General features: G+C 57.0%; 14 protein-coding genes. 5 read left to right on the forward strand and 9 right to left on the reverse strand.

Features of this window, described 5'->3' with window-relative positions:
- Positions 1-185 precede the first annotated feature (185 nt).
- From RBH33_RS10250 to RBH33_RS10265, 4 genes are read right to left on the reverse strand one after another with little or no spacing between them, the layout of a single operon-like run.
- The gene (locus tag RBH33_RS10250; protein WP_306732086.1) at positions 186-4,166 is read right to left on the reverse strand and encodes an efflux RND transporter permease subunit; all 3,981 of its coding nucleotides are present in this window, start codon (positions 4,164-4,166) and stop codon (positions 186-188) included.
- Positions 4,159-5,808, reverse strand: coding sequence for an efflux RND transporter periplasmic adaptor subunit (locus RBH33_RS10255; protein WP_306732087.1), 1,650 nt, complete (start codon positions 5,806-5,808; stop codon positions 4,159-4,161). The genes RBH33_RS10250 and RBH33_RS10255 overlap by 8 nt, the downstream gene beginning before the upstream one ends.
- Positions 5,805-7,103 (reverse strand): TolC family protein, encoded by a 1,299-nt coding sequence (locus RBH33_RS10260; RefSeq protein WP_306732088.1) that lies wholly within the window; start codon positions 7,101-7,103, stop codon positions 5,805-5,807. The genes RBH33_RS10255 and RBH33_RS10260 overlap by 4 nt, the downstream gene beginning before the upstream one ends.
- Before the next feature lie 55 nt (positions 7,104-7,158).
- Complete coding sequence (locus tag RBH33_RS10265; RefSeq protein WP_306732089.1) at positions 7,159-7,566, reverse strand: hypothetical protein; 408 nt, start codon at positions 7,564-7,566, stop codon at positions 7,159-7,161.
- A gap of 143 nt (positions 7,567-7,709) precedes the next feature.
- Between RBH33_RS10265 and RBH33_RS10270 the strand changes: the two genes are divergently transcribed.
- Positions 7,710-10,823 carry a 3-keto-alpha-glucoside-1,2-lyase-like domain-containing protein gene (locus RBH33_RS10270; protein WP_306732090.1) on the forward strand — a complete coding sequence of 1,038 codons (3,114 nt, stop codon included), beginning with the start codon at positions 7,710-7,712 and terminating at the stop codon, positions 10,821-10,823.
- A gap of 61 nt (positions 10,824-10,884) precedes the next feature.
- Here the strand turns inward: RBH33_RS10270 and RBH33_RS10275 are convergent, their stop codons facing one another.
- Complete coding sequence (locus RBH33_RS10275) at positions 10,885-12,420, reverse strand: glycoside hydrolase family 43 protein (protein ID WP_306732091.1); 1,536 nt, start codon at positions 12,418-12,420, stop codon at positions 10,885-10,887.
- A 207-nt stretch (positions 12,421-12,627) separates the two neighbouring features.
- Between RBH33_RS10275 and RBH33_RS10280 the strand changes: the two genes are divergently transcribed.
- Both RBH33_RS10280 and RBH33_RS10285 read left to right on the forward strand, forming a co-directional pair.
- Positions 12,628-15,717 carry a 3-keto-alpha-glucoside-1,2-lyase-like domain-containing protein gene (locus RBH33_RS10280; RefSeq protein ID WP_306732092.1) on the forward strand — a complete coding sequence of 1,030 codons (3,090 nt, stop codon included), beginning with the start codon at positions 12,628-12,630 and terminating at the stop codon, positions 15,715-15,717.
- Between the two features lie 157 nt (positions 15,718-15,874).
- A complete protein-coding gene (locus RBH33_RS10285) occupies positions 15,875-17,647 on the forward strand; it encodes a M61 metallopeptidase family protein (RefSeq protein WP_306732093.1) in 1,773 nt (590 codons plus the stop codon).
- Positions 17,648-17,655: 8 nt separating this feature from the next.
- Here the strand turns inward: RBH33_RS10285 and RBH33_RS10290 are convergent, their stop codons facing one another.
- From RBH33_RS10290 to RBH33_RS10305, 4 genes are all read right to left on the reverse strand, one after another.
- Complete coding sequence (locus RBH33_RS10290; protein WP_306732094.1) at positions 17,656-17,940, reverse strand: hypothetical protein; 285 nt, start codon at positions 17,938-17,940, stop codon at positions 17,656-17,658.
- Positions 17,941-18,001: 61 nt separating this feature from the next.
- Positions 18,002-18,388 carry a VOC family protein gene (locus RBH33_RS10295; protein ID WP_306732095.1) on the reverse strand — a complete coding sequence of 129 codons (387 nt, stop codon included), beginning with the start codon at positions 18,386-18,388 and terminating at the stop codon, positions 18,002-18,004.
- 34 nt (positions 18,389-18,422) lie between these two features.
- Positions 18,423-19,523 (reverse strand): Gfo/Idh/MocA family protein, encoded by a 1,101-nt coding sequence (locus tag RBH33_RS10300; RefSeq protein ID WP_306732096.1) that lies wholly within the window; start codon positions 19,521-19,523, stop codon positions 18,423-18,425.
- A gap of 48 nt (positions 19,524-19,571) precedes the next feature.
- Positions 19,572-20,675 (reverse strand): Gfo/Idh/MocA family protein, encoded by a 1,104-nt coding sequence (locus tag RBH33_RS10305; protein ID WP_306732097.1) that lies wholly within the window; start codon positions 20,673-20,675, stop codon positions 19,572-19,574.
- A 242-nt stretch (positions 20,676-20,917) separates the two neighbouring features.
- Between RBH33_RS10305 and hemF the strand changes: the two genes are divergently transcribed.
- Positions 20,918-21,838, forward strand: a complete 921-nt coding sequence (gene hemF / locus RBH33_RS10310) for an oxygen-dependent coproporphyrinogen oxidase (protein ID WP_306732098.1) — start codon at positions 20,918-20,920, stop codon at positions 21,836-21,838.
- 22 nt (positions 21,839-21,860) lie between these two features.
- Positions 21,861-22,694 (forward strand): shikimate dehydrogenase, encoded by an 834-nt coding sequence (gene aroE / locus RBH33_RS10315; protein WP_306732099.1) that lies wholly within the window; start codon positions 21,861-21,863, stop codon positions 22,692-22,694.
- Positions 22,695-22,734: the final 40 nt, after the last annotated feature.

Genomic DNA, 22,734 nt, shown 5'->3' on the forward strand with positions numbered 1-22,734 from the left:
TACCTACCGGTAATTCAGGGGCGCGCTTTTATCGCGCATTCTCCTTCTGACTTCTCCATTCGGACCAAGGCTGGATCTCAAACGCCTTAAGTCCCGATTCAGTGTCGTGAATGGGTGAATCGACTGCTAAGAATTTCTTAGTAGTTCACGGGGCTGGTTCCCATCACGAAAGCTGGTTCGTTTCATCACGCCTGCGCTTTCCGCCATCGCACTTCCTCCACCCAACAATAAAGCACCGGCACCACAAACATACTCAGCAAAACGAACGTGAGGCCGCCCACGGTGGGAATGGCCATGGGGATCATCAGGTCCGCGCCGCGGCCCGTGGCAGTGAGTACTGGCAGTAGCGCCAGGATGGTGGTGGCCGAAGTCATCAGGCAGGGGCGAACCCGGCGCTGGGCGGCTTCTATGGTGTGAGCGCGAATTTCTTTGAGGGTGCGCGTGGAGCCTTCGGCGAATTGCTGTTTTAAATAAGTGGCCATTACCACACCGTCGTCCACGGCGATGCCGAACAAGGCCAAGAAGCCAACCCAAACCGCAATGCTGAGGTTGACCGGTTGCAGTTGAAACAACTCGCGTATATTTACGCCCAATAGGGAGAAGTTTCCGAACCACTCCTGGCCGTACAGGTAGATCATGACAAAGCCACCCGCCCAGGCGACGACGACGCCGCTAAACACAATCAGTGCGGTGGACACGGCCCTAAACTGGAAGTACAGAATTAAAAAGATCAGCACCAGCGAGAGCGGCACTACCAGCTGCAATGTTTGACTGGCGCGCACTTGGTGCTCGTAACTGCCGGCGAAGCTGTAGCTGACACCCGATGGCAACACCAGATTGCCGCTACGGATGCGGTTCTCCAGATGTTCCGCCGCCGCTTCCACCACATCCACTTCGGCGAGGCCGGGGAGCCCCCCGAAAGTGACATAAGCGGTGAGAAAGGTGTTCTCGGTGCGGATCATTTGTGGGCCGCGCACGTAGTGAATGTCCGCTAGATCCGCCAGCGGCACCTGATTACCATCAGCGGCGGTGACCAATACCCGCTCCATCTGCTCCAGTGATTGGCGGTGTTCGCGTTGATAACGCACGCGCAGGGGGTAGCGTTCCCGGCCTTCAATGCTGCGGCTGACTTCCATGCCGCCAATGGCGGCGGCGATGGTGTTTTGCACCTGGACCACGTTTAGTCCGTGCCGGGCGCTGCGCTCGCGGTCCACGTGAATTTCCAGCCAGGGCTTGCCTACCACCCGTTCCGCGCTGACGGTGTCGGCGCGCACGCCGGTGACTTCGCGCAGCTCGCGTTCCAGCGCCAGAGCCGAGCTTTCCAAAGTTTCCAAATCAGGTGCTGCGACTTTGACGCCCATGGCGGCGCGCATGCCGGTTTGTAGCATCAGTTGCCGGGTTTCGATGGGCTGCAGTTTTGGCGCCGAGGTGGTGCCCGGCAACTGCGCCGCTTGAACGATTTCCTGCCAGATGTCGTCTGGGCTGCGGATGTGATCGCGCCACTGCCGATAGGGTCGGCCGCGGCGGTCGGGGATCAGCTCGCCCTGTTCGTCGCGCTCAAATTCTCCGGCTCGGCGGTTGTAGCGGAAGTTAACGCGCCGGCCTTGAGCGTCAGTCACGAATTCGCTTTTGTACTGGATGATGGTTTCCAGCATGGACAAGGGCGCGGGGTCCAGCGGGGTTTCCGCGCGGCCAATTTTGCCCACCACGGTATCCACTTCCGGAATCTCCGCAATGGCGCGGTCCTGTTGGCTCACCACCTCCAGCACTTCTCCGATGGAGGCATGGGGCATGGTGGTGGGCATCCACAAGAAGGTGCCTTCATCCAGCGCGGGCATAAACTCCCGGCCCAGACCGGGAAACGCGTGGGACATGGCCGACCAGGGTCGGCTCTCGCGCAGGGACTGGCCGCCACCGACGACTCTATCCAGGGTGTTGGGCAGTACGCCAAAGACCCGGTCAAAGCCCAACCAGATGTTTCCGCCCAGCATCACCAATAACAATGGCAACGCCAGGAAGGCTCGTTTGTGGTCCAGGCACCATCCCAAAATAGAGCGATAAAAGCGGATAAAAACCGCGAACAACCCCAAAATAGCGCCGAAAATCAGCGCAATAAACAAAACGTTACGCACGCCACCGGCGCCGGGGCCCAAGGGTTCCCACACACCGGATAGCAGGAAAACCACAAACACCACGCCCAGTATCAGCGGCAAGTGGTGTAAGCGTTGCTGGGCAAAAGGAGGCAGTCGGCGTAGCCCGGTTTCTTGCCATGCCTGAACCTGGGGCTGATGCTTGGCCCACAGGGACCACACCGCTAAAGCGGCCGGGAGGAAGGCGATTAAACCGACCCAAAGCCAACCGTTGGTGGCGGCGATAACCCATAAACCCAGCGCCAATCCCGCCCAGGCCAGGCCGGCACGACGCGGTCCCAGTGGTTTGCGATCTTTGAGCAGCGCATGCAACAGCGCCGGAACCAAGGTAAGGGCCAAAAACACCGACGCCAACAGCACCAGTGTTTTGGTATACGCCAGCGGGGTAAACAATCGGCCTTCAGCACCGGTCATCACAAACACCGGCAAAAAGCTGATAATTGTGGTGCTTATTGCGGTGATGATCGCCGAACTGACTTCCCGTGTGCCTAAGTAAACGACCTGGTGAATCGGCGCCTGAGGGCTGGCTTGTCGATGCCGCAGCACGTTGTCGGTGATGATTATGCCCATATCGACAATGGTGCCGATGGCTATGGCAATACCCGCCAGGGCGACAATATTGGCTTCCACACCCAGCAGCTTCATACCGATAAAGGTCATGAGTACCGCCATGGGCAGCATCAAGCCCACCGCGAAAACCGCGCGCACATGGGCGAGAAGGACCAGAATCACCACGATGGTGACTAGGAGCTGTTGGAGTAGGGCGTCACTCAGTGTGCCCAGGGTTTCATTGATCAGTTCGGTGCGGTCATAAAACGGCACAAGGGTGACTTGGCTCAGTGTTAGCCAGTCTGGGCTGTGGGCACTGTGCTCGCGCAGCCAGGCGCGCCAAGGTTCCTGTGCATGGGGGTCGCTGTTGTGAAATTCGGGTAACCCCTGACGTTGGGCGAAAGTCGCCACTTGGTCATGATCGGTGCGAGTCCAGTCCACCACGGCCCGTGCGGGCAGGGCTACGCTGATTTCCTCGATCTGGGCTTTGACGTTTTGAATCGCCGCCTGGGGGTTAAAGCCTTCGCGAACCGTCACCACGCCACCGACCGCCTCGGAGCCGTCCACATCCAGTGCGCCCCGGCGCTCGGCGGGTCCGAGGGCAACGTCAGCCACGTCCTTCACGCGTAAGGGGACTTGGTCCGGGCCGGAGCGCACCACCGCCTGACGAATATCCTCCACGTTGCGAATCAAGCCCACGCCGCGCACCAGGTACTCCACCCGGTTGATTTCCGTAGTGCCGGCGCCCACATCCAGGTTGCTGTCGGCCACAGCCGCCATCACCTGTTCTAAAGTGGCGCCGTGCACGCGCAGTGCTTCCGGGTCTACGTCCACCTGATATTCGCGCACGTGTCCGCCGATGCCCGCCACTTCGCTGATGCCCTCGGCGGACAGCAAACCAAAGCGCACGGTCCAATCTTGCAAGCTGCGCAGTTCGTACAAATCCCAGCCACCGGCCGGGTTGCCTTGGGGGTCGCGACCCTCCAGGGTGTACCAAAACACCTGCCCAAGGGCGGTGGCGTCCGGCCCCAAAGCCGGCTGAACTCCGGCGGGTAAGGTGTCGGGTGCGAGGCTGCTAAGTTTTTCCAACAGCCGCGAACGGGACCAGTAAAACTCCACATCTTCGTCGAAAATCACCGCAATGCTTGAGAAACCGAACATGGACAGGCTGCGCACGTCCTGGACGCCGGCTACCCCCATCAGGGCGCTGCTGAGCGGGTAGGTGATCTGGTCTTCCACATCTTGGGGCGAGCGCCCAGGCCATTCGGTAAAGACAATTTGTTGGTTCTCGCCCAGGTTGGGAATGGCATCCACCGCCACGGGCGCGCGCACCATGCCGGTGTCCCAGTCAAACGGGGCTACGGCTAGCCCCCACAGCACCAGGAGTGCGGTGGCCAACCCGACCACCAGTTTCTCGCGTACACAAAAATCGATTAAGCGGCCCAGCCCGCGTGGAGACTCACCCATGAGCGCCTCCTTGGGTAGTACCTAGGCTCGGCGCTGAATGACTGTGGGAATGGTGATCATGTCCATGCTCGTCATGGTCATCGCAGTGCTCAGGATGATCGTCGTGACCCTGTTGATGGTTTTGGCCGTGACCTTGATCATAGTGGTCGTGGTCGTGGTCGTGGTTATGTTGGTGGTGGTCATGCCCGTGATTGTGATGTCCATGATTGCTGTGATCGGTATCTTCCTGCTGAGCGCCACCGTGACCTTCATGGCCGTTGCCATTGCCATGATCGTGCGCGGGTGCGCCATTGCCCTCCGGTGCCATCATGCTGGGCATGCCGCGTATTTGCAGCTCGCTGTCGATACGGAAGGCTCCGTGGCTAACCACCCGCTCGCCTTCCGCCAAACCGCTGCGCACTTGATAGTGGTCCCCTAGGCGTGCACCCAGTGTGACTTCCCGGGCGCGAAAGCGCTGATCGTCGGTTGGGTCCTGCACATACACCAGGGCGCGGGTGCCTGTGAGCAAGGGCGCCGACGCGGGAATGACCAGGGCGGTGGGCTGCTCGGCCTGCACCAGGCCCTGCGCCAACATGCCCGGCTTGAGTCGTCCCTCGGGGTTGGCCACTTCGACCCGCACTTGGGCGGTGCGGCGCGCTTCATCTACCCTGGGTTGAATAAAGGTGATTTGGCCCTCGTAGGTTTCGCCGGGGTGCGCGGACAACTGCACATGCACCGGTTGGCCTACGGCCAGTTGATTCAGATCGCGCTCGTAGGCCTCCAGTTGTACCCACAATCGCGACAGATCCGCGAGGGTGAACAGGGGATCTCCCGTGTTTACGTATTCCCCTTCGGTGCTGTGGCGCGTTACTACTAGGCCGTTCATGGGTGCGTGAATGCGCAATTGATCGCGCACCTCGCCCCGCTCTTCAATGGCCGCAATCTCTTGCGTTGAAACTCCCAGCAGGCGCAGCCGTTCCCGCGCGGCCTGATACGTCATGCGCGCTCCGTCTCCCAGGGCGCCGGACTCGGAGCCGGGCAGTCGACGCGCGGCTTGCAGCAGTTCTTCCTGAGCGGAAATCAGCTCCGGGCTGTAAATTTCCACCAGCGGGTCACCGGCTTCCACTTGGGCGCCGGTGAAGTTCACATGCAGAGTGTCCAGTCGGCCGGCCATACGAGCGGCAATGACCCGCTGGCGGGTTTCGTCGTAATCCACCCGTCCGGGTAGAGATAGGGTGGCAGTAATAGCCCGATACTCCACTGGCGCGGTGCGGATATTGGAAAGTGCGATAGCCCGCGGGCTCAGACGCAGCCCGGGGGTTTCTTCGGCCGCAACTGAATCGTCGTGATCGTGCTCGTCAGTGGCAACAGGAATCAGTGCCATACCGCAGATTGGACAGCGCGCGTCCGGATCCGTAGATCGCACTTGGGGGTGCATGCTGCAGGTATAAAGCGTTTGCCCAACGTTAACGCCGGGAGACTGTTGAGGGCTCAATTCGGCGTCGGTGGTTTGATCCTGCGGCGGTGCATCATCGGTTCTGTGCACGTGGTCGCGATGGGCATCGCCCGGTGCCAAGAGTCTCCACAAGAGGATCAGCACAAGCACCACAACGGCGGCCAACAATCCCAGGCGTACCCGAGGGGAAGAGAAATCAATAGTCATGGTGTGTCTCCAGTGTCGACCAGGAGGATGCCGGCGAGCATGGCTATCTCCGCCTGCCAAATCAGTGTGTCTGCCCGCGCCCGCTCGTGGCTGAGCTGAAAGCCCAGCCAATCGCGCTGGCTGGCGATCAGGTCCGCGAAGGCGGCGTTGCCGGCGCTGTAAGCGGCGCGTGTGGCCTGCAAGGCTTGTTCGGTGCGGGGGATTAATTGTTCGCCATACAAACGGCGGTTTCGCTCGGCGTCGCGGAAGTTGAAAAGGGCCATCTGTAGTGCGGCTTCCAGTTGTTGCTGTTCGTCCCGCAAGCGTTCCGTCGTGGCGCGGTAGCGCTCCTGGGCCTGCTCCCGTTCAGCCTGGTAGGTGCCGCGCCACACCGGCAGAGTCATACCCGCCATAACGCTGGTGTCACCGCCCATGGCCGGGTCGCGCATATATTCCAACCCCACCATTAACTGCGGCCGACCCGACCGGTCAGCGGTTTGCCAATCGGCTCGGCGGGCTTCCCGTTGGTGTTCCAGCGCCTGCAAACGAGGGTTGGCACTCAGCGGTTCCAGCGCCAGAGCCGTGGATTCGGGGACTATGGGCAGGGGTGACCAGACAGGCTCTGGCAAGAGGGCACTGCTCGGGCGTCCCAGGGCGGCATTTAACTGCGCCCCGGCAGCTACCCGGAGTTGCCGACGTTGCTGAAGTTCGCTGGTGAGTTGATCGGCCTCGCTTTGCATACGCAGCAGTTCGGCCTGATTGGCGCCGCCCACCTGATAGCGAACCCGAACGACTTCCAGCAGTTGTTCCAGTAGCGCCTGTTGCTGGCGCACAATGTTTTCGGAGGCCAGCACGTACCCGTACTCGGCGTAGGCGCGCACCAGTTCCTGCTGCACGTCCAACTGGGCTTCGTGCCACTGGGCTTGGCTCGCTAAGGCTTCGTGGTGGGCGGCATCGCGGGCCAGCCCGCGGCGTCCAAATAGGGGAATTGCTTGCTCAACGGCTAGGCGTTGCCGGTCGCCGCTAAGGCTTTGGCTCACACTCAGGCGCGGGTCTTCCAGAGCGCCAGCCCGAGTAATTTGAGCTTCGACGGCACGCCATTCGGCCTCCGCGGCGGCAATTCTGGGATGTTGAGCGAGGGCGAAAGACAACAGCTCTTCCAGCCCGGCGTCATCCGCCAGAGGCTGAGTAAGGGCATAAGTCCCAGGCGCGTCGTCCGCCGCAGACGGCGGCTCCCAAGGGCCGGGGGAGGTACAGCCGACTGCGAGCAACGCGCTCGCGCCGATAATGGCTAGGGTTTTACCAGATAGAGGCATAAGGGTTTTCCTGAAGTCACAATCACTGGGTACGCAGGCACAGCGAGGCCAGTGATCAAATCAGAAAAACGCCTTTTACGAGATGTAATCGATCCGAGGGAGGAGGCGGTGGATTGGGGTGAATGGCCACCGTATAGGTTGGAGTTTGGGGCGCCAACAGGGACCCAAACCAATCCACCAAATGCAGAATAACCTGTGGCGCACTGCCACTACCGGCCTGTTCCGGCTGGGCGTCGCAGTTGGGGCAATCCTGGGCATGAGTTTCTTCGGCGGACGCATGATTGTCATTCGCACCGTGGCAGGGCGCCTCGTGAACGGGTGCTTCGGCAGCCACGTGTATGTCGCCATGGGGCTCGGCCTGGGCGATAGACGCACACAGCAGCAGGCACCAGGAAACCACCAGGGTTGCCATCAACGGGAAGACGCAGGAGCGTCGACGTTGTACGAAGCTGCTCAGAACCATGAATTCGAAATCCGCCAGAACGGTTTTAAGTGTGTTCCCCGTTTTGTTGCTTGTCAATTACCCATGGTGGGTGGTTCTTCCAGGCCAAATGGCCCGAGAGCAGGTAAACTGGTCCGCTATGTGTAAATAAAAGGAGAGGCTAGATGCCCAGATCGTCCAGTGTGCGTCGCACGTTAATTCCGCTGTTTTTGTTCGGCTTCGGCCTGCTGATTCAGGGTTGTCAGAGGACTCAGGATAGCCCCGAATCCGTAACCTCGGCAGAGTTACAGGGCCCCACTCGCGCTTTTCGTTCAGTTCTGGACGGTCGGCCGCGCACTTTAACGGTACGCTTGGACGACGATATTTTCCTCGCTTATGACACCCAGGCGGGTTACCTGTTCAAAGCCTGGCAGGGCGATTTGGTACTTGAAGGCGCCGTTTTTGACCAACGCCACGGGCCACAACCTCGCGCTGAGGGCGCTAGCTTTTTTATCAACGAACCGGGTGCTTGGCGCATTCGCGGCGGTGGCGCCGCCCAAGTTCGTTATCGGGGGCACCGGCTCGAAGATGAGCAAGTGGTGTTGCTGTACCGAGCTGAAGGAACCGGTTGGCAGGCAAATATAGAAGAACGCCCTAGCGCTGAACGGCGCGCCCCCGGCGTGGAATTACGGCGCGCTTTTTCGGTTGAAGGTTTGCCGGACGGCGCCACGGTATCACTCACCCAAATGGCGGCACCCGCCGAGCACCGGATCAGTGGAGCAGGCGAGTTCAATCATCGAAGCGAACTGCGATTGCACAATGGCGACACGCAACTGGCCTTGTACTACCCGGACCCCCAGCCCATCGCGCCGCCAACACCGGAACAGCATCCGGGCCAGAGGCTGATCAATAACAGCGATTGCGCCGTTTGCCACAACCCTGAGTTGGACACCGTGGGCCCCTCATATAACTCCGTGGCTGAACGTTACAGTGATGACTCCGCGACTGTCGCCCAACTGGCGCAATCGATCATTGACGGCGGCTCCGGTCGCTGGGGGCAGGTGGCCATGACTCCGCACCCGGAGCTTTACCAGGATGATGCCGAAACCATGGTGCGGTACATCTTGTCTTTCGCTCCACAGTCAGCCAGCGACACCGAGCGTCGGGAGGCTGAAGAACTCGCGCGCAAGAAGGCGGAAGAAGAAAAAGCCCGGCAGGAATTGCTAAAAGCCATACCGGGCGATCAACGAGAAGTGGCCGGCGTGCACCCGTCCTTCGATTTGTATCAGGCGCGCCCGGAAGACTTCGAGCCGCGCGTTGGCGGTATCGATTTTATGCCCGACGGTCGTTTGGTGGTGTCTACTTGGGATCGGGACGGCTCAGTCTATTTGGTGGAAAACTGGGAAGGCACAGCGGAGAACATCACCGCCAGACGCATTGCGCGCGGCCTCGCCGAGCCATTGGGGATTAAAGTGGTTGACGGTGAAATTTTCGTGCTGCAAAAGCAGGAGCTGACTCACTTGGTGGACACCAACGGAGACGGATTGATCGACGAGTATCGGGTGGTCGCCAACGATTGGAGCGTGACCGATAACTTCCACGAATTTGCCTTTGGCCTCGCTTATGAGGACGGTCACTTTTACGCCACCTTGGCCACGGCTGTTTTGCCCGGCGGCGCCAGCGCGGATCCGCAAGCCCCGGATCGCGGCACCGTAGCACGAATCCGCAAAGCGGATGGCCAAGTGGAATTTGTCGCGCGCGGATTGCGCACACCCAACGGCATCGGTGTTGGTGTCGATGGAGGCTTGTTCATTTCCGACAACGAAGGTGATTGGTTGCCCTCCAGTAAAATCGTTGAACTGACCGAGGGGGCGTTTTACGGTTCCCGCTCCGTGGACTTCAATGGCACCGCCGAGCTTCCCGAAACACCGCCGGTAGTTTGGTTGCCCCAAGATGAAATCGGCAACTCACCCAGCCAACCCGCGCCGTTAAACATCGGCCCCTATCGGAACCAAATGATCCACGGCGAAGTTACCCACGGCGGCATCAAGCGCGTATTTGCGGAGCGCATAAACGGCCGTTTGCAGGGCGCGGTGTTTCGTTTCAGTCAAGGCCTGGAAGCGGGCGTTAATCGACTCGCCTGGGCGCCAGATGGTTCGTTGATTGTCGGCGGCGTTGGTAACCCCGGAAACTGGGGTCACCAGGGCGGCGAATGGTTCGGCTTGCAGAGGCTGGAGTACACCGGCGAAAGCGCGTTTGAAATGTTAAGCGTGAGCGCACGTTCCAGTGGATTTGAAGTTGAATTCACGCAGCCCATTAAAGAAGGCCAAAACATTAACGCCGACGATTTTAAAATCCAGCAGTGGTACTACCAACCTACGCAAGCCTACGGTGGGCCAAAGAAAGATCTTCGAGAACTCAAAGTGCGCGCCTTTTCATTGTCAGAAGATCGCACGCGCGCCGCCTTCGAGCTGGAGGGTTTAAAACCCGGCCATGTGGTTTACTTCAGAATTAAACGGCCGTTTGTCAGTGAATCGGACACCAGCCTTTGGACCACAGAAGCCTGGTACACCTTGAATGCGATTCCGGAAAACTATCCGGTAGCAATCAACACCGACTACCAATTGAACCATAACCGGCTGACGCAAACCGAAGTGGCGGAAGGTTGGCAGTTACTCTTTGACGGCGAAACCCTGGACGGCTTACGCAATTACAATTCCGACTCCCTGGGGGAGCGTTGGGTTGTCGACAACGGCACCCTGCACATGACCGGTTTGCGTGAGGGCGAATCAGGATGGCACACGCCCTATGGGGGTGGTGACGTGGTGATTACGCCCGAGCCCGTGGAAAACTATGAACTCTATGTGGAGTGGAAACTTTCAGAGTACGGTAACAGCGGAATCATTTATAACGTTAAAGAACATCCAGACTTGGACTACGCTTTTTTAACCGGTCCCGAGTACCAAATTTTGCACAATGCCGGTCACCCAGACGGACAAATAGAAACCCACCGGGCCGGTGACAACTACGACCTGATCGCCAGTAAATTTGTCGCCGTTAATCCGCCAGGCGAATGGAACCGCACTCGCTTGATCGTTAACAATGGCCATGTGCAACATTGGCTTAATGGCTACAAGGTAGTCGAAGTTGAAATGTGGTCAGATGAATGGGACGAACTGATCGCCAACAGCAAGTTTGCTGACTGGGAACACTTCGCTAAATCTCCGGGTGGCATCATCGTGCTACAAGATCATGCCGATAAGGTGTGGTTTAGGAATATTAAACTGAAAGAACTGTAGGCTTGTTTGGATCAGGGCGCAGCTTGGCTGCGCCCTTACTTCTTACGAATGGTCCAATTTGTTAGGGCAGCATGCTCCCCCAAATACTGGGGCCGTCCGGGCTCAGCGCGGTGAAGGTCACGGTAAAGTCACGCAGAGTCTCGTTGTACTGGTGCGACAGCACGCCATAGTAAGGCTCGGCATCCCCATCGAGAGTGATGGTGATTCGGTTATTGCCGGCGTATTCCCACTCCCCGGACAACTCCCCGGTTATGGAACCGTCCGCTTCCAGCGTGATTCGGTCTGATTCACGATAACCGCGCAGCAACGGCAGGCTGTGTTCCATAAACATATAGGTTCCCACCGCCTCGTCCTCTGCGATACTCCAGCTCAAGTCCGCTTCCGCTTCGCTCAAAGGGACGTAGCGATGCGGCGCAACCACTAGCCAGTCATCCTCATTGATAAACATCTCATGCACGCGTACCTCATGCTGTTCGCCACGAGACGGGAAGCGGGTGTGAAAGAACAAGAAGTATTGATCAGAGTCCGCTTTGTAATACGCGCTGTTGTGCCCGGGCGAGACGTAGCCGTGTCCGCTACCAAAGCCCGGTTCGCCATCGCGCCGATCAAACAGAAAACTACCCATCAACTTCTGCCCATGCGGCGTGATGAGGGAGTCGGCACAATCAAGGCCACAATTAGGCTCCCCACGCACGTCACTCATATCGGTACCGCGACCATCCACAAAGGGTCCGTCGGGGTTGCGAGCGCGCGCTACCCGCTGCTCGTAACCGCCGGTCGAATCCAAACCACCGTAAGTCATTAACAAGTAGTAGTAATCGGTCTCCTCACTGTAAATCATGTAGGGGCCTTCAATGCGGGCGTGGTATCCACCCCACACATGAGTGCCATAGCCTTGATCCGGTTTTGGCAGGCCCGTTTCTTCATTCATCTCCAGGACGAATATCCCACCGGAATAGGAGCCGTACACCATCCACAACTCGCCGTCTTTATCATAAAACGTGTGCGGGTCTATGGCGTGGGGCTCATAGTTAGCATTGAAGGTGCCGCCCGTGGGGTGATAGAGCTCATTTTCCTCAGTATTTTCCATGCCCGACCAGATGAAGATCCCCTGATCCTCGTAAGGCCCTTCAACGTTATCAGCAATCGCCAACCCCAATGCGCCACGCGGACGATCGCCCTGGCTACCGTTGTAGTAGAAATAGAACCGGCCATCGCCCAACTGCGTCACGTCCGCTGCCCACATGCTCGGGCCTCGGGTCCACTCAAACAGTTCGTCCAGCTCAACCATCACGTCCTCAAACAAAGGGTTGGCGGAGTTGACATCATTAGCGACCCGGGTCCAGTTCATGAGGTCGGTCGTGCGTGCGGCAGACATATGAGAGCCAAACACATAGTAGGCATCGTCCACCTTGATCACCGATGGGTCGTGTACGCTGATGTTGTTGAAGGAAATACCGGGTGGCGCGTTGGGGGGTGGGTCGCCGTTGGGCTCTTTGTCATTGCCATTGTCGCCGCTTGAGCTGGAACCGCAGCCCACCAGAGCTAAGGAGAAAGAAAGGGCGCTTGCTAGGAATAGGGTGTGTTGCCGCTTCATGGGGATACCTCAATCAGGTCCGGGGGTTCACTACCATTATTAACATCCTATTATATTACAAATAAATCGGCGACGGTTCAATAGGTGGTTGTCCGGTCCAGCGTCGGCGGTGACGGGCATCCCCTGCATACGTATTCACCGGCGCCTAAATGAACCCTGTGCTAGATTCCGATACTGATACAAATACCCATAAAACTGGAGAAGTACATGCCCAGATCTTTGCTCCCCATTCGCCGCCTGCTCATTCTGGCCACCGCTGGTTGCGCGGGCCTCATGCTGCAGGCCTGTCAGGGCACTCAGGAAACCCCCGATCTTGAGGCGAGCCTGGAGGGCGATATGCCGGCGTTCCGTTCGGTATTGGATGGTCGTTCTCGCATGCTCACCGTCCGTCTGGGTGACGATATTAGAGTGGCTTACGACACAGAATCCGGGCACCTGTACAAAGCTTGGGAGGGCGATCTGGAACTGAAAGGCGCAGTGTTTGACCGTCGCCATGGCCCACAACCCAGGAGCGATGGTGGTTCCTACTTGATCAATGAGTCCGCCGCCTGGAGGGTACAAGGGGATCCGAGTGCGCAGGTGCGTTACCGCGGCTACCGAATTGAGGGTGAGCAAGTAGTGGTACTTTACAGCGCCAGTGGACAGGGCTGGCAGGCTGAGGTCACCGAGACGCCCAGCTACCAACGTCGAAGCCAAGGGATAGAGCTGATACGCGAATTCACTGTGTCCGGTTTGCCCGATGGCGTTACTTTGTCTCTGGGAAATATGGAACTACCCGCCGAGCATAAAATTTCTGGTCCGGGAGAATTCTCTGACGCAGCTTATCTGCAGTTATCCAATGGCACCACGCGCTTGGCATTGCACTACCCCGATCTCATTCCGCCGGAACCGGAACCCGAGGAGCGTGAACATCCGGGGCTGACCCTAATCAAAAACGACGACTGCGCGGCCTGCCACAACCCAGAGGTAAGCACTGTTGGGCCGTCTTATGTGGCCATGGCCCAGACCTACAACGATGACCCCGACACGGTGGAGATGCTCGCGCGCCGAATCATCGATGGCGGCAGCGGCAACTGGGGCCAAGTGCCCATGACGGCGCACCCAGATCTTTCTCTCGACCAAGCCGAACAAATGGTCCACTACATTCTTTCTCTGGCTGATTATGAAGGCTCTGAAGAAGAGAAAGAAGCCGAAGCCAAAGTAGAGGTCGATAAAAGTTTGCTCAAGGCCATTCCCGGTGACCAACGGGAAGTCGCCGGGTTGCATCCGTCGTTTGATCTATTCCAAGCCCGCCCGGATGACTTCGAACCCATGGTTGGCGGCATCGACTTTATGCCAGACGGCCGCATGGTGGTGTCCACCTGGGATGCGGAAGGTTCGGTTTACCTGGTGGAAAACTACACCGCAGAACCGCAAGACATTCAGATCAAGCGAATTGCGCGCGGACTCGCCGAGCCCTTGGGTGTGAAAGTCGTCGACGGCGACATTTACGTTATGCAAAAGCAAGAACTGACCAAACTGATCGACAGCACGGGCGATGGCCTAATTGACACCTACCAAATGGTGGCCAATGACTGGAGCGTAACCGACAACTTCCACGAATTTGCATTTGGCCTGGAATATCAAGACGGCTACTTTTACGCGACCCTGGCCGTTGCCGTTTTACCCGGCGGTGCCAGCGCTGACCCCCAGGCTCCGGATCGCGGTAAGGTGGCGAAAATCAGCAAAGCCGACGGCAGCGTGAAATTTATCGCCCAAGGTTTGCGCACACCCAATGGCATTGGTTACGGAATCGATGGTGGCCTGTTCATTTCCGACAACGAAGGCGATTGGCTGCCGTCCAGCAAAATTGTAGAGCTGACCGAAGGTGCATTCTACGGATCTCGCGCCGTTGATTTTGAAGGCACTGCCCATCTACAAGAAACTTTGCCGGTGGTCTGGTTGCCCCAGGATGAAATCGGTAACTCGCCCGGTCAGCCAGCACCGTTAAACATCGGCCCGTACAAAAACCAAATGATTCATGGTGAAGTGACCCACGGCGGCATTAAGCGAGTGTTTGCTGAGCGCGTCAATGGTCGCTTGCAGGGAGCGGTGTTCCGCTTTACGCAGGGCTTGGAAGCGGGCATTAATCGTTTGGATTGGGCGCCGGACGGCTCACTGATTGCGGGTGGTGTTGGTAACCCAGGCAACTGGGGTCACGAAGGAAAAAATTGGTTTGGCTTACAACGGCTAGAGTACAACGGGGAACTCGCCTTCGAGATGTTGAGAGTGAGTGCTCGTTCGGACGGTTTCGAAATCGAGTTCACAAAGCCCATTAAAGAAGGCCAAAACATCAGTGCCAATGACTTCACTATTCAACAGTGGTACTACGAGCCTACAGAACAATACGGCGGCCCGAAAAACGATTTGACCGAGCTCACGGTACAAGAATTTTCTCTGTCTGAAGATCGCACCCGTGCCAGCTTCAAACTTGATGGCCTAAAAGAAGAGCACGTAGTGTACTTCCGCATCACCCGGCCGTTTGTCAGCGAGTCGGATACCAGCCTCTGGACGACAGAAGCCTGGTACACCCTTAACGCCTTGCCTGACGATAAACCGGTAGCGATAAATCAGGATTATCAAATCAACCATAATCAACTGACCGAGGCAGAAGTCGCGGAAGGTTGGCAACTATTGTTTGATGGCAAAACTCTGGATGGCCTGCGTAACTACAACGCCGATACTCTAGGAAGTCGCTGGGTAATAGATAACGGCACATTGCACATGATCGGACTTCTTGAAGGTGAAGAAGGTTGGCGTACGCCGGAAGGCGGTGGCGACGTGGTGATTACGCCAGAACCGGTGGAAAACTACGAGCTGTACCTGGAATGGAAAATTTCAGAGGCCGGCAACAGCGGCATTATCTACAACGTGAAGGAGCATCCAGACTTGGAGTTCGCGTTCTTAACGGGACCCGAATATCAAATCCTGGACAACGCCGGCCACCAAGACGGACAAATCGAAACCCACCGCGCCGGTGACAACTACGACTTGATTGCAAGTGAATTTGTGGCCGCCAACCCACCGGGTGAATGGAACCGCACCCGTTTGATTGTGAACAACGGACATGTACAACATTGGTTGAACGGCTACAAGGTAGTGGAAATTGAAATGTGGTCAGACGAGTGGGACGAGCTAATTGCCAACAGTAAATTCGCCGACTGGGAACACTTCGCCCAAAGCCCGGGTGGCATCATCGTCCTTCAAGATCATGCCGATAAGGTTTGGTTTAGGAACATCAAGCTTAAAGAGCTGTAGCTCTTTCGGACTGGGCGTAGCATTGCTGCGCCCAGTCGTTACTCCTCTGCACCCGCCGCGACAACGACCCCATCGTTTTGACATCCAATTCCGCACAGGCTAGCCTTCAAGCACGGTGCCCGTTCCGGCGTGCGGGCCATAATAAGCGGATGGCAATATGGAAGTTCTTAGCTCCTACCTACGGAGGGTTTTAGCCCCGTGTCTGGTTCTGCTTTGGTTTACCTGGTCTCTAGAGGCTGTTGGTGCCACAGCCAACTATGATCTGGAGGTCACTACCAACGGGAATTCCACCGAGCTATCGGTCACCCTTGAGCTTCAGTTGGACGCTGACTCAGAGCACGTCGAGCTGCGCATACCTTATCGGTGGGGCACTACAACCGGAGCCAGTCTAGGTATTAAGAATCTCACCATACGTGATTCAGATTGCGAGACCGTTCTCGAAGAAACCTCGGTACTGGGAGAGATAGACACACTCCACTTTCACTTAGCTGACTGTGGGGTGGCCGGATCAAGGACGGTAGTTGTCGATTACAGATTGACGCAAATTCATGCCGATATCTCCACGGCAGCCAGTATCAACCAGTACTTACCAATTCTGCAAAATGCTTACGTCACGTTTATTGCCGGCATGGCCTTGGTTATTCCATTGCAGGACGCGGAGCTCGATATTAACGTCTCTTGGAAGAACCTCCCGGAAAATTGGGCTGTATTCGCCAGTGTCGATGGAAACAACTCGGAATTCAATTACAAGGGAGACCTGCATGGAATCTTGACTAGCCTTTTTTACGCAAGCGAGTTGAACAGGGTTACGGCGCATACCCTGCAGGGGGACAATCAACTCGTGCTCGATAAGGCATTACCTGGAGCGGGTGAACACCTAGCGCAACACATCGATGCAACTTTGAAGCTAATGAATCGGAGCATGCCGTCGCTTGGGGAGCGTCAGTTGATCATCGCATCCCGGCTTGCTTCAGCATCGGGTCAGTCGTCCATTAATGGGGTTGCTTTGAATAATACGGTTTGGCTCCAGTTGGCCGATGATATCTCGCTGGAAAAAGTAGCCCTTACTTTCACTCACGAGCTTCTGCATCAGTTAAACCCCGGGGATATGGGGCTTTCATCCGTCAAGTTTCCAGGCTTGCAGTGGTTTACCGAGGGGTTCACCGAATACCTTACCTACAAAGTCGCCTATCACGTGGGCCTGATAGATCGCGAAAGGTTTATTGCTGAAATCAACAACGTCCTTTCTTCTCTCGCCCAATCATCCGTCGCAGATCTGGGGGCCAAAGAGTACGCAAAGGTATATTTCAATCCACCCCCTTGGATCGGACGCGATGCATTTGAGAAGGTGCCCTACTGGAAGGGATTTTTGCTCGCGCTGAAGTGGGACGAAGAGCTCGTGCAAAGCGGCGATTTGGAGTTAGAGCACGCGATCCTACAACTGGCGAAAGACAACGTGAAATCCAAATACCCGCTGATCGGCCCGGAAAGGATTGAATACGTGATGCGTAATCTTGGTATCGAAGATCCAAAGGAAGATATTGAAAACTTTATCCACTTAAATCGAGGTGTAGAGCTCACTCAACAGAGGTACGAAAAACGTGATCTCGTTTCGCTTGAAAGCCAGCCCCGCTTCTCTCTAGGTTTCACCTACCCAATGAATGGCCCAAGCTTCGTCGTCCGAGATCTTGAAGTTCAGAACAATGCGTATCAAGCGGGTCTTAGAAATGGAATGACGGTAACCGCAGCCACATTTCACTACGGTAACCACAATGTAGCCACGACTCTGAAGGTCCGCGAATTAAAAAGCCCGATTACCTACTTACCCTCAGCCGTGTTAGAGATGCCAGCACTGTCCCACGAAGCGAGACTACCTGTGATGGATAAACGCTCGGAAGGTGGACGTAAGACGAGTGTCAGTTTGAACTAGTTAAATTGTTACCGAGAAAAGAGCCGCTCAAGTAGGCCTGGGCGTTTCTCTTGTGGCGTTACAAACGTGTTTAAATCACTATTCGCGTAAACAAAAACAGGATGCATCTCATCGTAATCCTTTTGAGTTAGTTGCCCCGAACGTATTGCCTTTAACAAGCGTTCTTTTTGTTTGGTCGCCTGCTCAAAACCGCACTCGGTATAGTTGTCTTCTTCGTACCTAAGCGACAATTCTTGGAATTTTTCCGTGAACTCCTCAATGGATAGAGTTTCTGTATTTACCTGATAGATCATTTGATTCCTGCTTCCTTGGTTTTACATTTCCAGAAACGTGGCCTAGCCGAAACAAAAAACGCTAGGCACGATTACCCCAGGTGTTCGCATTGTCATCAAAGCCACTTCGATAGGGGCTGCCCACGCAAAACCGGTGGCCGCTTGGCGCTTGCATAACCGTCCAGCCGTCGTTGCGTGACTCGATGGTCGCACCCAATTGCTCCATGCGTGCAACTTCCGATTCGATTGAGTCGGTTTCAATATCGAAATGCGCCCGCGGGTCGTGACTGACCCGCTGCACGATAACTTGTACATCGCCCGGCGGGGTTACGAGCTGGATATAGCCGCTGTCTACATCCAGCTCATCGGGCATAGGGTAACCCAGTGCATCGCTCCAGAATTGCGCCTGTGACAGAAGATCATCCGTTTGGCAGTCAATAACGATATTTCCAAGTCGGCTTTTATGCATCGCGGCCTCCTTTTCTGATGCGTTTTACATTGGGTTAAAGCGTAATCCTCTTATTTTGACGCACGGATTCAAATGCGCCGCGCACAACACGGATATCTCGCAAGCCTTCTTCGCCGGGGACTATAACCGCCGTGTCGTTGATGATGGCCAAAGCGTCGTTGTCCATTTGCAGTGCTTGTTGGCTGGGGATTTCTTTGTTCAGTTTGTGGCCAGCGCTGGTTTTACCGCGCACCTCATTCAACTCCGACATGGGTTCCAAACGGTACCAGCCGTCGGCGCAATTGACTTCCAGCTTGTTGCCGGGCTTGACCATACTGGTCATACACGTCGCTTCAACGCCGTTGGGGAATTCCAAGGTAAAGTGGGTGGTGGAGTCGCCAGCGGTAAAAATTTCCGGGTGAGTCACCTCGTGCCGGGCTTCGATGGCAATGGGCTCTTGCCCTGTAGCGTAGCGGGCGCCATTGATTGGGTAGACGCCCATATCGTACATGGCGCCGCCGCCCATATCCCAGCGTGTTTTCCAGTGATTGTCGGGCCAACTGCTGCCCTGATAGGCGGCTACGACGTTCAGATCTTTAATGGCACCAAACGGTTTAGTATCAGCAAAAGTCATGATGGCCTGCGTATTGGGCTCGTGTTGCAGCCGGTAGCCGATGGTCAACTTAACCTTGTTTTTTCGGCAGGCGTCGATGATGTCCTGGCATTCTTTTTCATCCATGGCCATGGGCTTTTCGCACCACACATGCTTGCCGGCGTTAGCGGCGATCAGAGAAAACTCCCTGTGGGTACTGGTGGGCGTGACGACGTAAATAATATCGATGTCCGGGTTGTCCGCCACGGTATGCATGTTTTCATAGTTGTAAACGTTCTTGTCCTTAATGCCGTATTTTTCCTGCCACTCCGGAATCTTTTCCGGGCTGCCGGTGACAATGCCGCGCAGTTCACAGTGTTTGGTCAGCTGCAGCGCTGGCGCGAGCCAGTCGGTGCTGTAAAAACCCAGGCCCACCAGCGCCACGCCCAGTTTTCGGTTGGGCTTTGACGCCAGCACATGAGCGCTCAAGCCCGTGGAAGCAACAGTGGCTGATAGGCCCAACTGTTTGAGCAGACGGCGCCGGGATAAAAGGTAGGGGTCCATAAAGCATCTCCGAATTTCAATGGCCCAAACTGGGCAAGCATTTAAGAGTTAAAGTGTTATACGTTTTTCTTTGCGCGCGGATTCAAACGCGGCTTGAACGAGGCGTACGTCCCGTAGCCCTTCTTCGCCAGGGACGATGACTTCGGTATCGCGCAAAATGGCCAGTGAGTCGTTGTCCATCTGCGCGGCCTGCTGATTGGCAATGGGTTTGTTCAACTGACGTCCATCGCTGGTTTCGCCCTGCACGCCGGTGTAACTGGACATGGGCTGCAGTCGATACCAACCGTCTTCGCAGTGCACTTCCAGCTTATTGCCGGGCTTCACGAAACTGGTCATGCCCTCAGCGATGGCGCCGCTGGGAAACTCCAAAGTGAAATGGGTGGTGGAATCCACTTCGGTAAAGGCTTCCGGGTGGGTAATTTCGTGGTGCGCCGTAATGGCGATGGGCTCCTCGCCCGTGGCGTAGCGCGCCGCATTGAGCGGGTAGACGCCCATATCGTACATGGCGCCGCCGCCCATATGGGCCTGCATGCGCCAGTTATCGGCCGGGCGATTTTCGCCTCCGGCATACGCCGCTTCGGTGCGGATGCGCTCAATGGCGCCGTAAGGGCGAGTGCGCGCAAATTCCATGACGGTCTGGGTGTTGGGCTCGTGTTGCATGCGGTAGCCGATGGTTAGCTTAACCTTGTTTTTTCGGCAGGCGTCGATGATGTCCTGGCATTCCTTTTCGTCCATGGCCATGGGCTTTTCGCACCACACATGCTTGCCGGCGTTGGCACCGATCACGGAATACTTTTTGTGGACACCCGTGGGGGTGACCACGTAAATAATGTCGATATCGGGGTTGTCCGCCACCGTGTGCATGTTTTCATAGTTGTACACATTGGCGTCTTTGATGCCGTACCTTTCCTGCCACACGGGTATTTTTTCGGGGCTGCCAGTAACAATGCCGCGCAGCTCACAATGTTGAGTGAGCTGCAGGGCCGGGGCCAATTGATTGGTGCTGTAACGACCCAGCCCCACCAGGGCAACGCCTAGCTTCCGCTGGTTATTGTCCGCCAGAATATGCGGCGCAAAACCCGATGAAAGGGCGGCGGCAGAAATGCCCAACTGCTGTAGCAGTCGGCGGCGGGACAGGGCGAAGCGTTTCATAGAGCACCTCTAGAGTAGGCAGTGACTGACAAGACGCATCAAAGCAAATTCCCCCATTTGACCAACTGAGGCCCGAGAAGGCAACGCTTCGCGGCCGTCTTTAACATTGCTATACACGAGGAGAAGTGCGCCAAGCCCCCAGCCCAAGGCCCATGTGTCCGCATTCCATGCCTCGCGTCGCCTTTGTCTTATTGGGACGGTACAATTGCGGCCCAGATTGGTATACAGAAGAGGCATCAGGCATGGCCGCAAGCTCGGACAGCCCCGACAAAAACGCCGTAAAAACCTACTTACTTGGCTTGCAGGACCACATCTGCGCGGCTTTAGAAGCTGAAGATGGCACTGGTCGCTTTATTGAGGACGAGTGGCAGCGAGCCGAGGGCGGTGGCGGGCGCTCCCGGGTGCTCACCGAGGGTGCGGTGATCGAGAAGGGCGGGGTCAACTTCTCCCACGTGTTCGGTAAGGAAATGCCGGCCTCCGCCACAGCGCACCGCCCAGAGCTGGCGGGCCGCTCCTTTGAGGCCATGGGCGTGTCCCTGGTGATCCATCCGCACAATCCCTATGTGCCCACCAGTCACGCCAATGTGCGCTTCTTTATCGCCGAAAAACCCGGCGCGGAGCCGGTGTGGTGGTTTGGGGGCGGTTACGATCTGACCCCCTACTACGGCAATGAAGAGGACTGCCGCCACTGGCACCAAACCGCTCGGGAGGCCTGCGCGCCTTTTGGTGACAACATCTACCCGTTCTTTAAGCAGTGGTGCGACGACTATTTCTACCTCAAGCACCGCCAGGAGCCGCGCGGAGTAGGGGGCCTGTTCTTCGATGACTTCAACGAGCTGGGTTTCGAGCGCAGTTTCGCCCTGATGCAAGCCGTAGGGGACAGCTACGTACCTGCCTACCAGCCCATTGTGGCGCGTCGTAAAGAGCTGCCCTTTGGCGAGCGTGAACGCAACTTCCAGCTGTACCGCCGGGGTCGTTATGTGGAATTCAATTTAGTGTATGATCGCGGCACTTTGTTTGGGCTGCAGACCGGTGGGCGTACGGAGTCGATTCTGATGTCGCTGCCGCCCCTGGTGCGCTGGGACTACGATTGGCGCCCCGAAGCGGGCACGCCGGAAGCGAGCCTGACGGATTATTACTTGCAGCCCCGCGATTGGATCTGATTACACACAAAATGGACTGAGTATGACTGACGCCTACGCCGTATTTGGCAACCCCATTGCTCACAGTAAATCCCCCTATATTCACCGCCAGTTCGCGGAACAGGCGGGCCAGGATATGAGTTACACCAAACAGCTGGTTCCCGAAGGCGAATTCGGTGCGGCTGCGGATGCCTTCTTCCTCAGTGGTGGCCAAGGCCTCAATGTCACCGTACCGTTTAAAATGGACGCCTACAGCTACGCCGCTCGCCTGACCCAGCGCGCCCGCCGCGCCGGAGCGGTCAACACCCTGGCTCTGCAGGAAGATGGCACTCTGCTGGGGGACAACACCGACGGCATCGGCATGATCAACGACATGCACAACCTGGGCTGGCCCCTGGCCGGCCAGCGGGTGCTGGTGCTGGGTGCCGGCGGTGCCGTGCGGGGAATACTGCAGCCGCTCATGGAGCAAAATCCCGCCGAGGTGGTTATTGCCAACCGCACCTTTCACAAGGCTGAGCAATTGGCCAAAGGCTTTCACGATCTGGGCGACATCCAAGCGCTCACGTTCGAGCAGTTGGAGGGGCGCCAGTTCGACCTGGTGATTAACGGTACTTCCGCCAGCCTCAGTGGCGAACTGCCACCGCTGCCGGAGTCGCTGTTGGCGCCGGGAGCCAGCTGTTACGATATGATGTACGGACCCGAGAAAACGGTTTTCCTACAATGGGCGGAAGCCCACGGTGCCGGACGCCTGGCCGATGGCTTGGGTATGCTGGTGGGGCAAGCGGCTGAGGCCTTTTACTTATGGCGCGACATACGACCCGAGGTGGTTCCGGTGATCAGCGCCCTGCGTCGCAAAATGGGTAAGAAAAGCAGCTAAACAGAATAAAAAAACCGCAATTGGCCAAGGACGTGCGCTG

The sequence above is a fragment of the Marinimicrobium hydrolyticum genome (assembly GCF_030848505.1).
In the GTDB taxonomy this organism is placed as follows: Bacteria; Pseudomonadota; Gammaproteobacteria; order Pseudomonadales; family Cellvibrionaceae; genus JAVDDU01.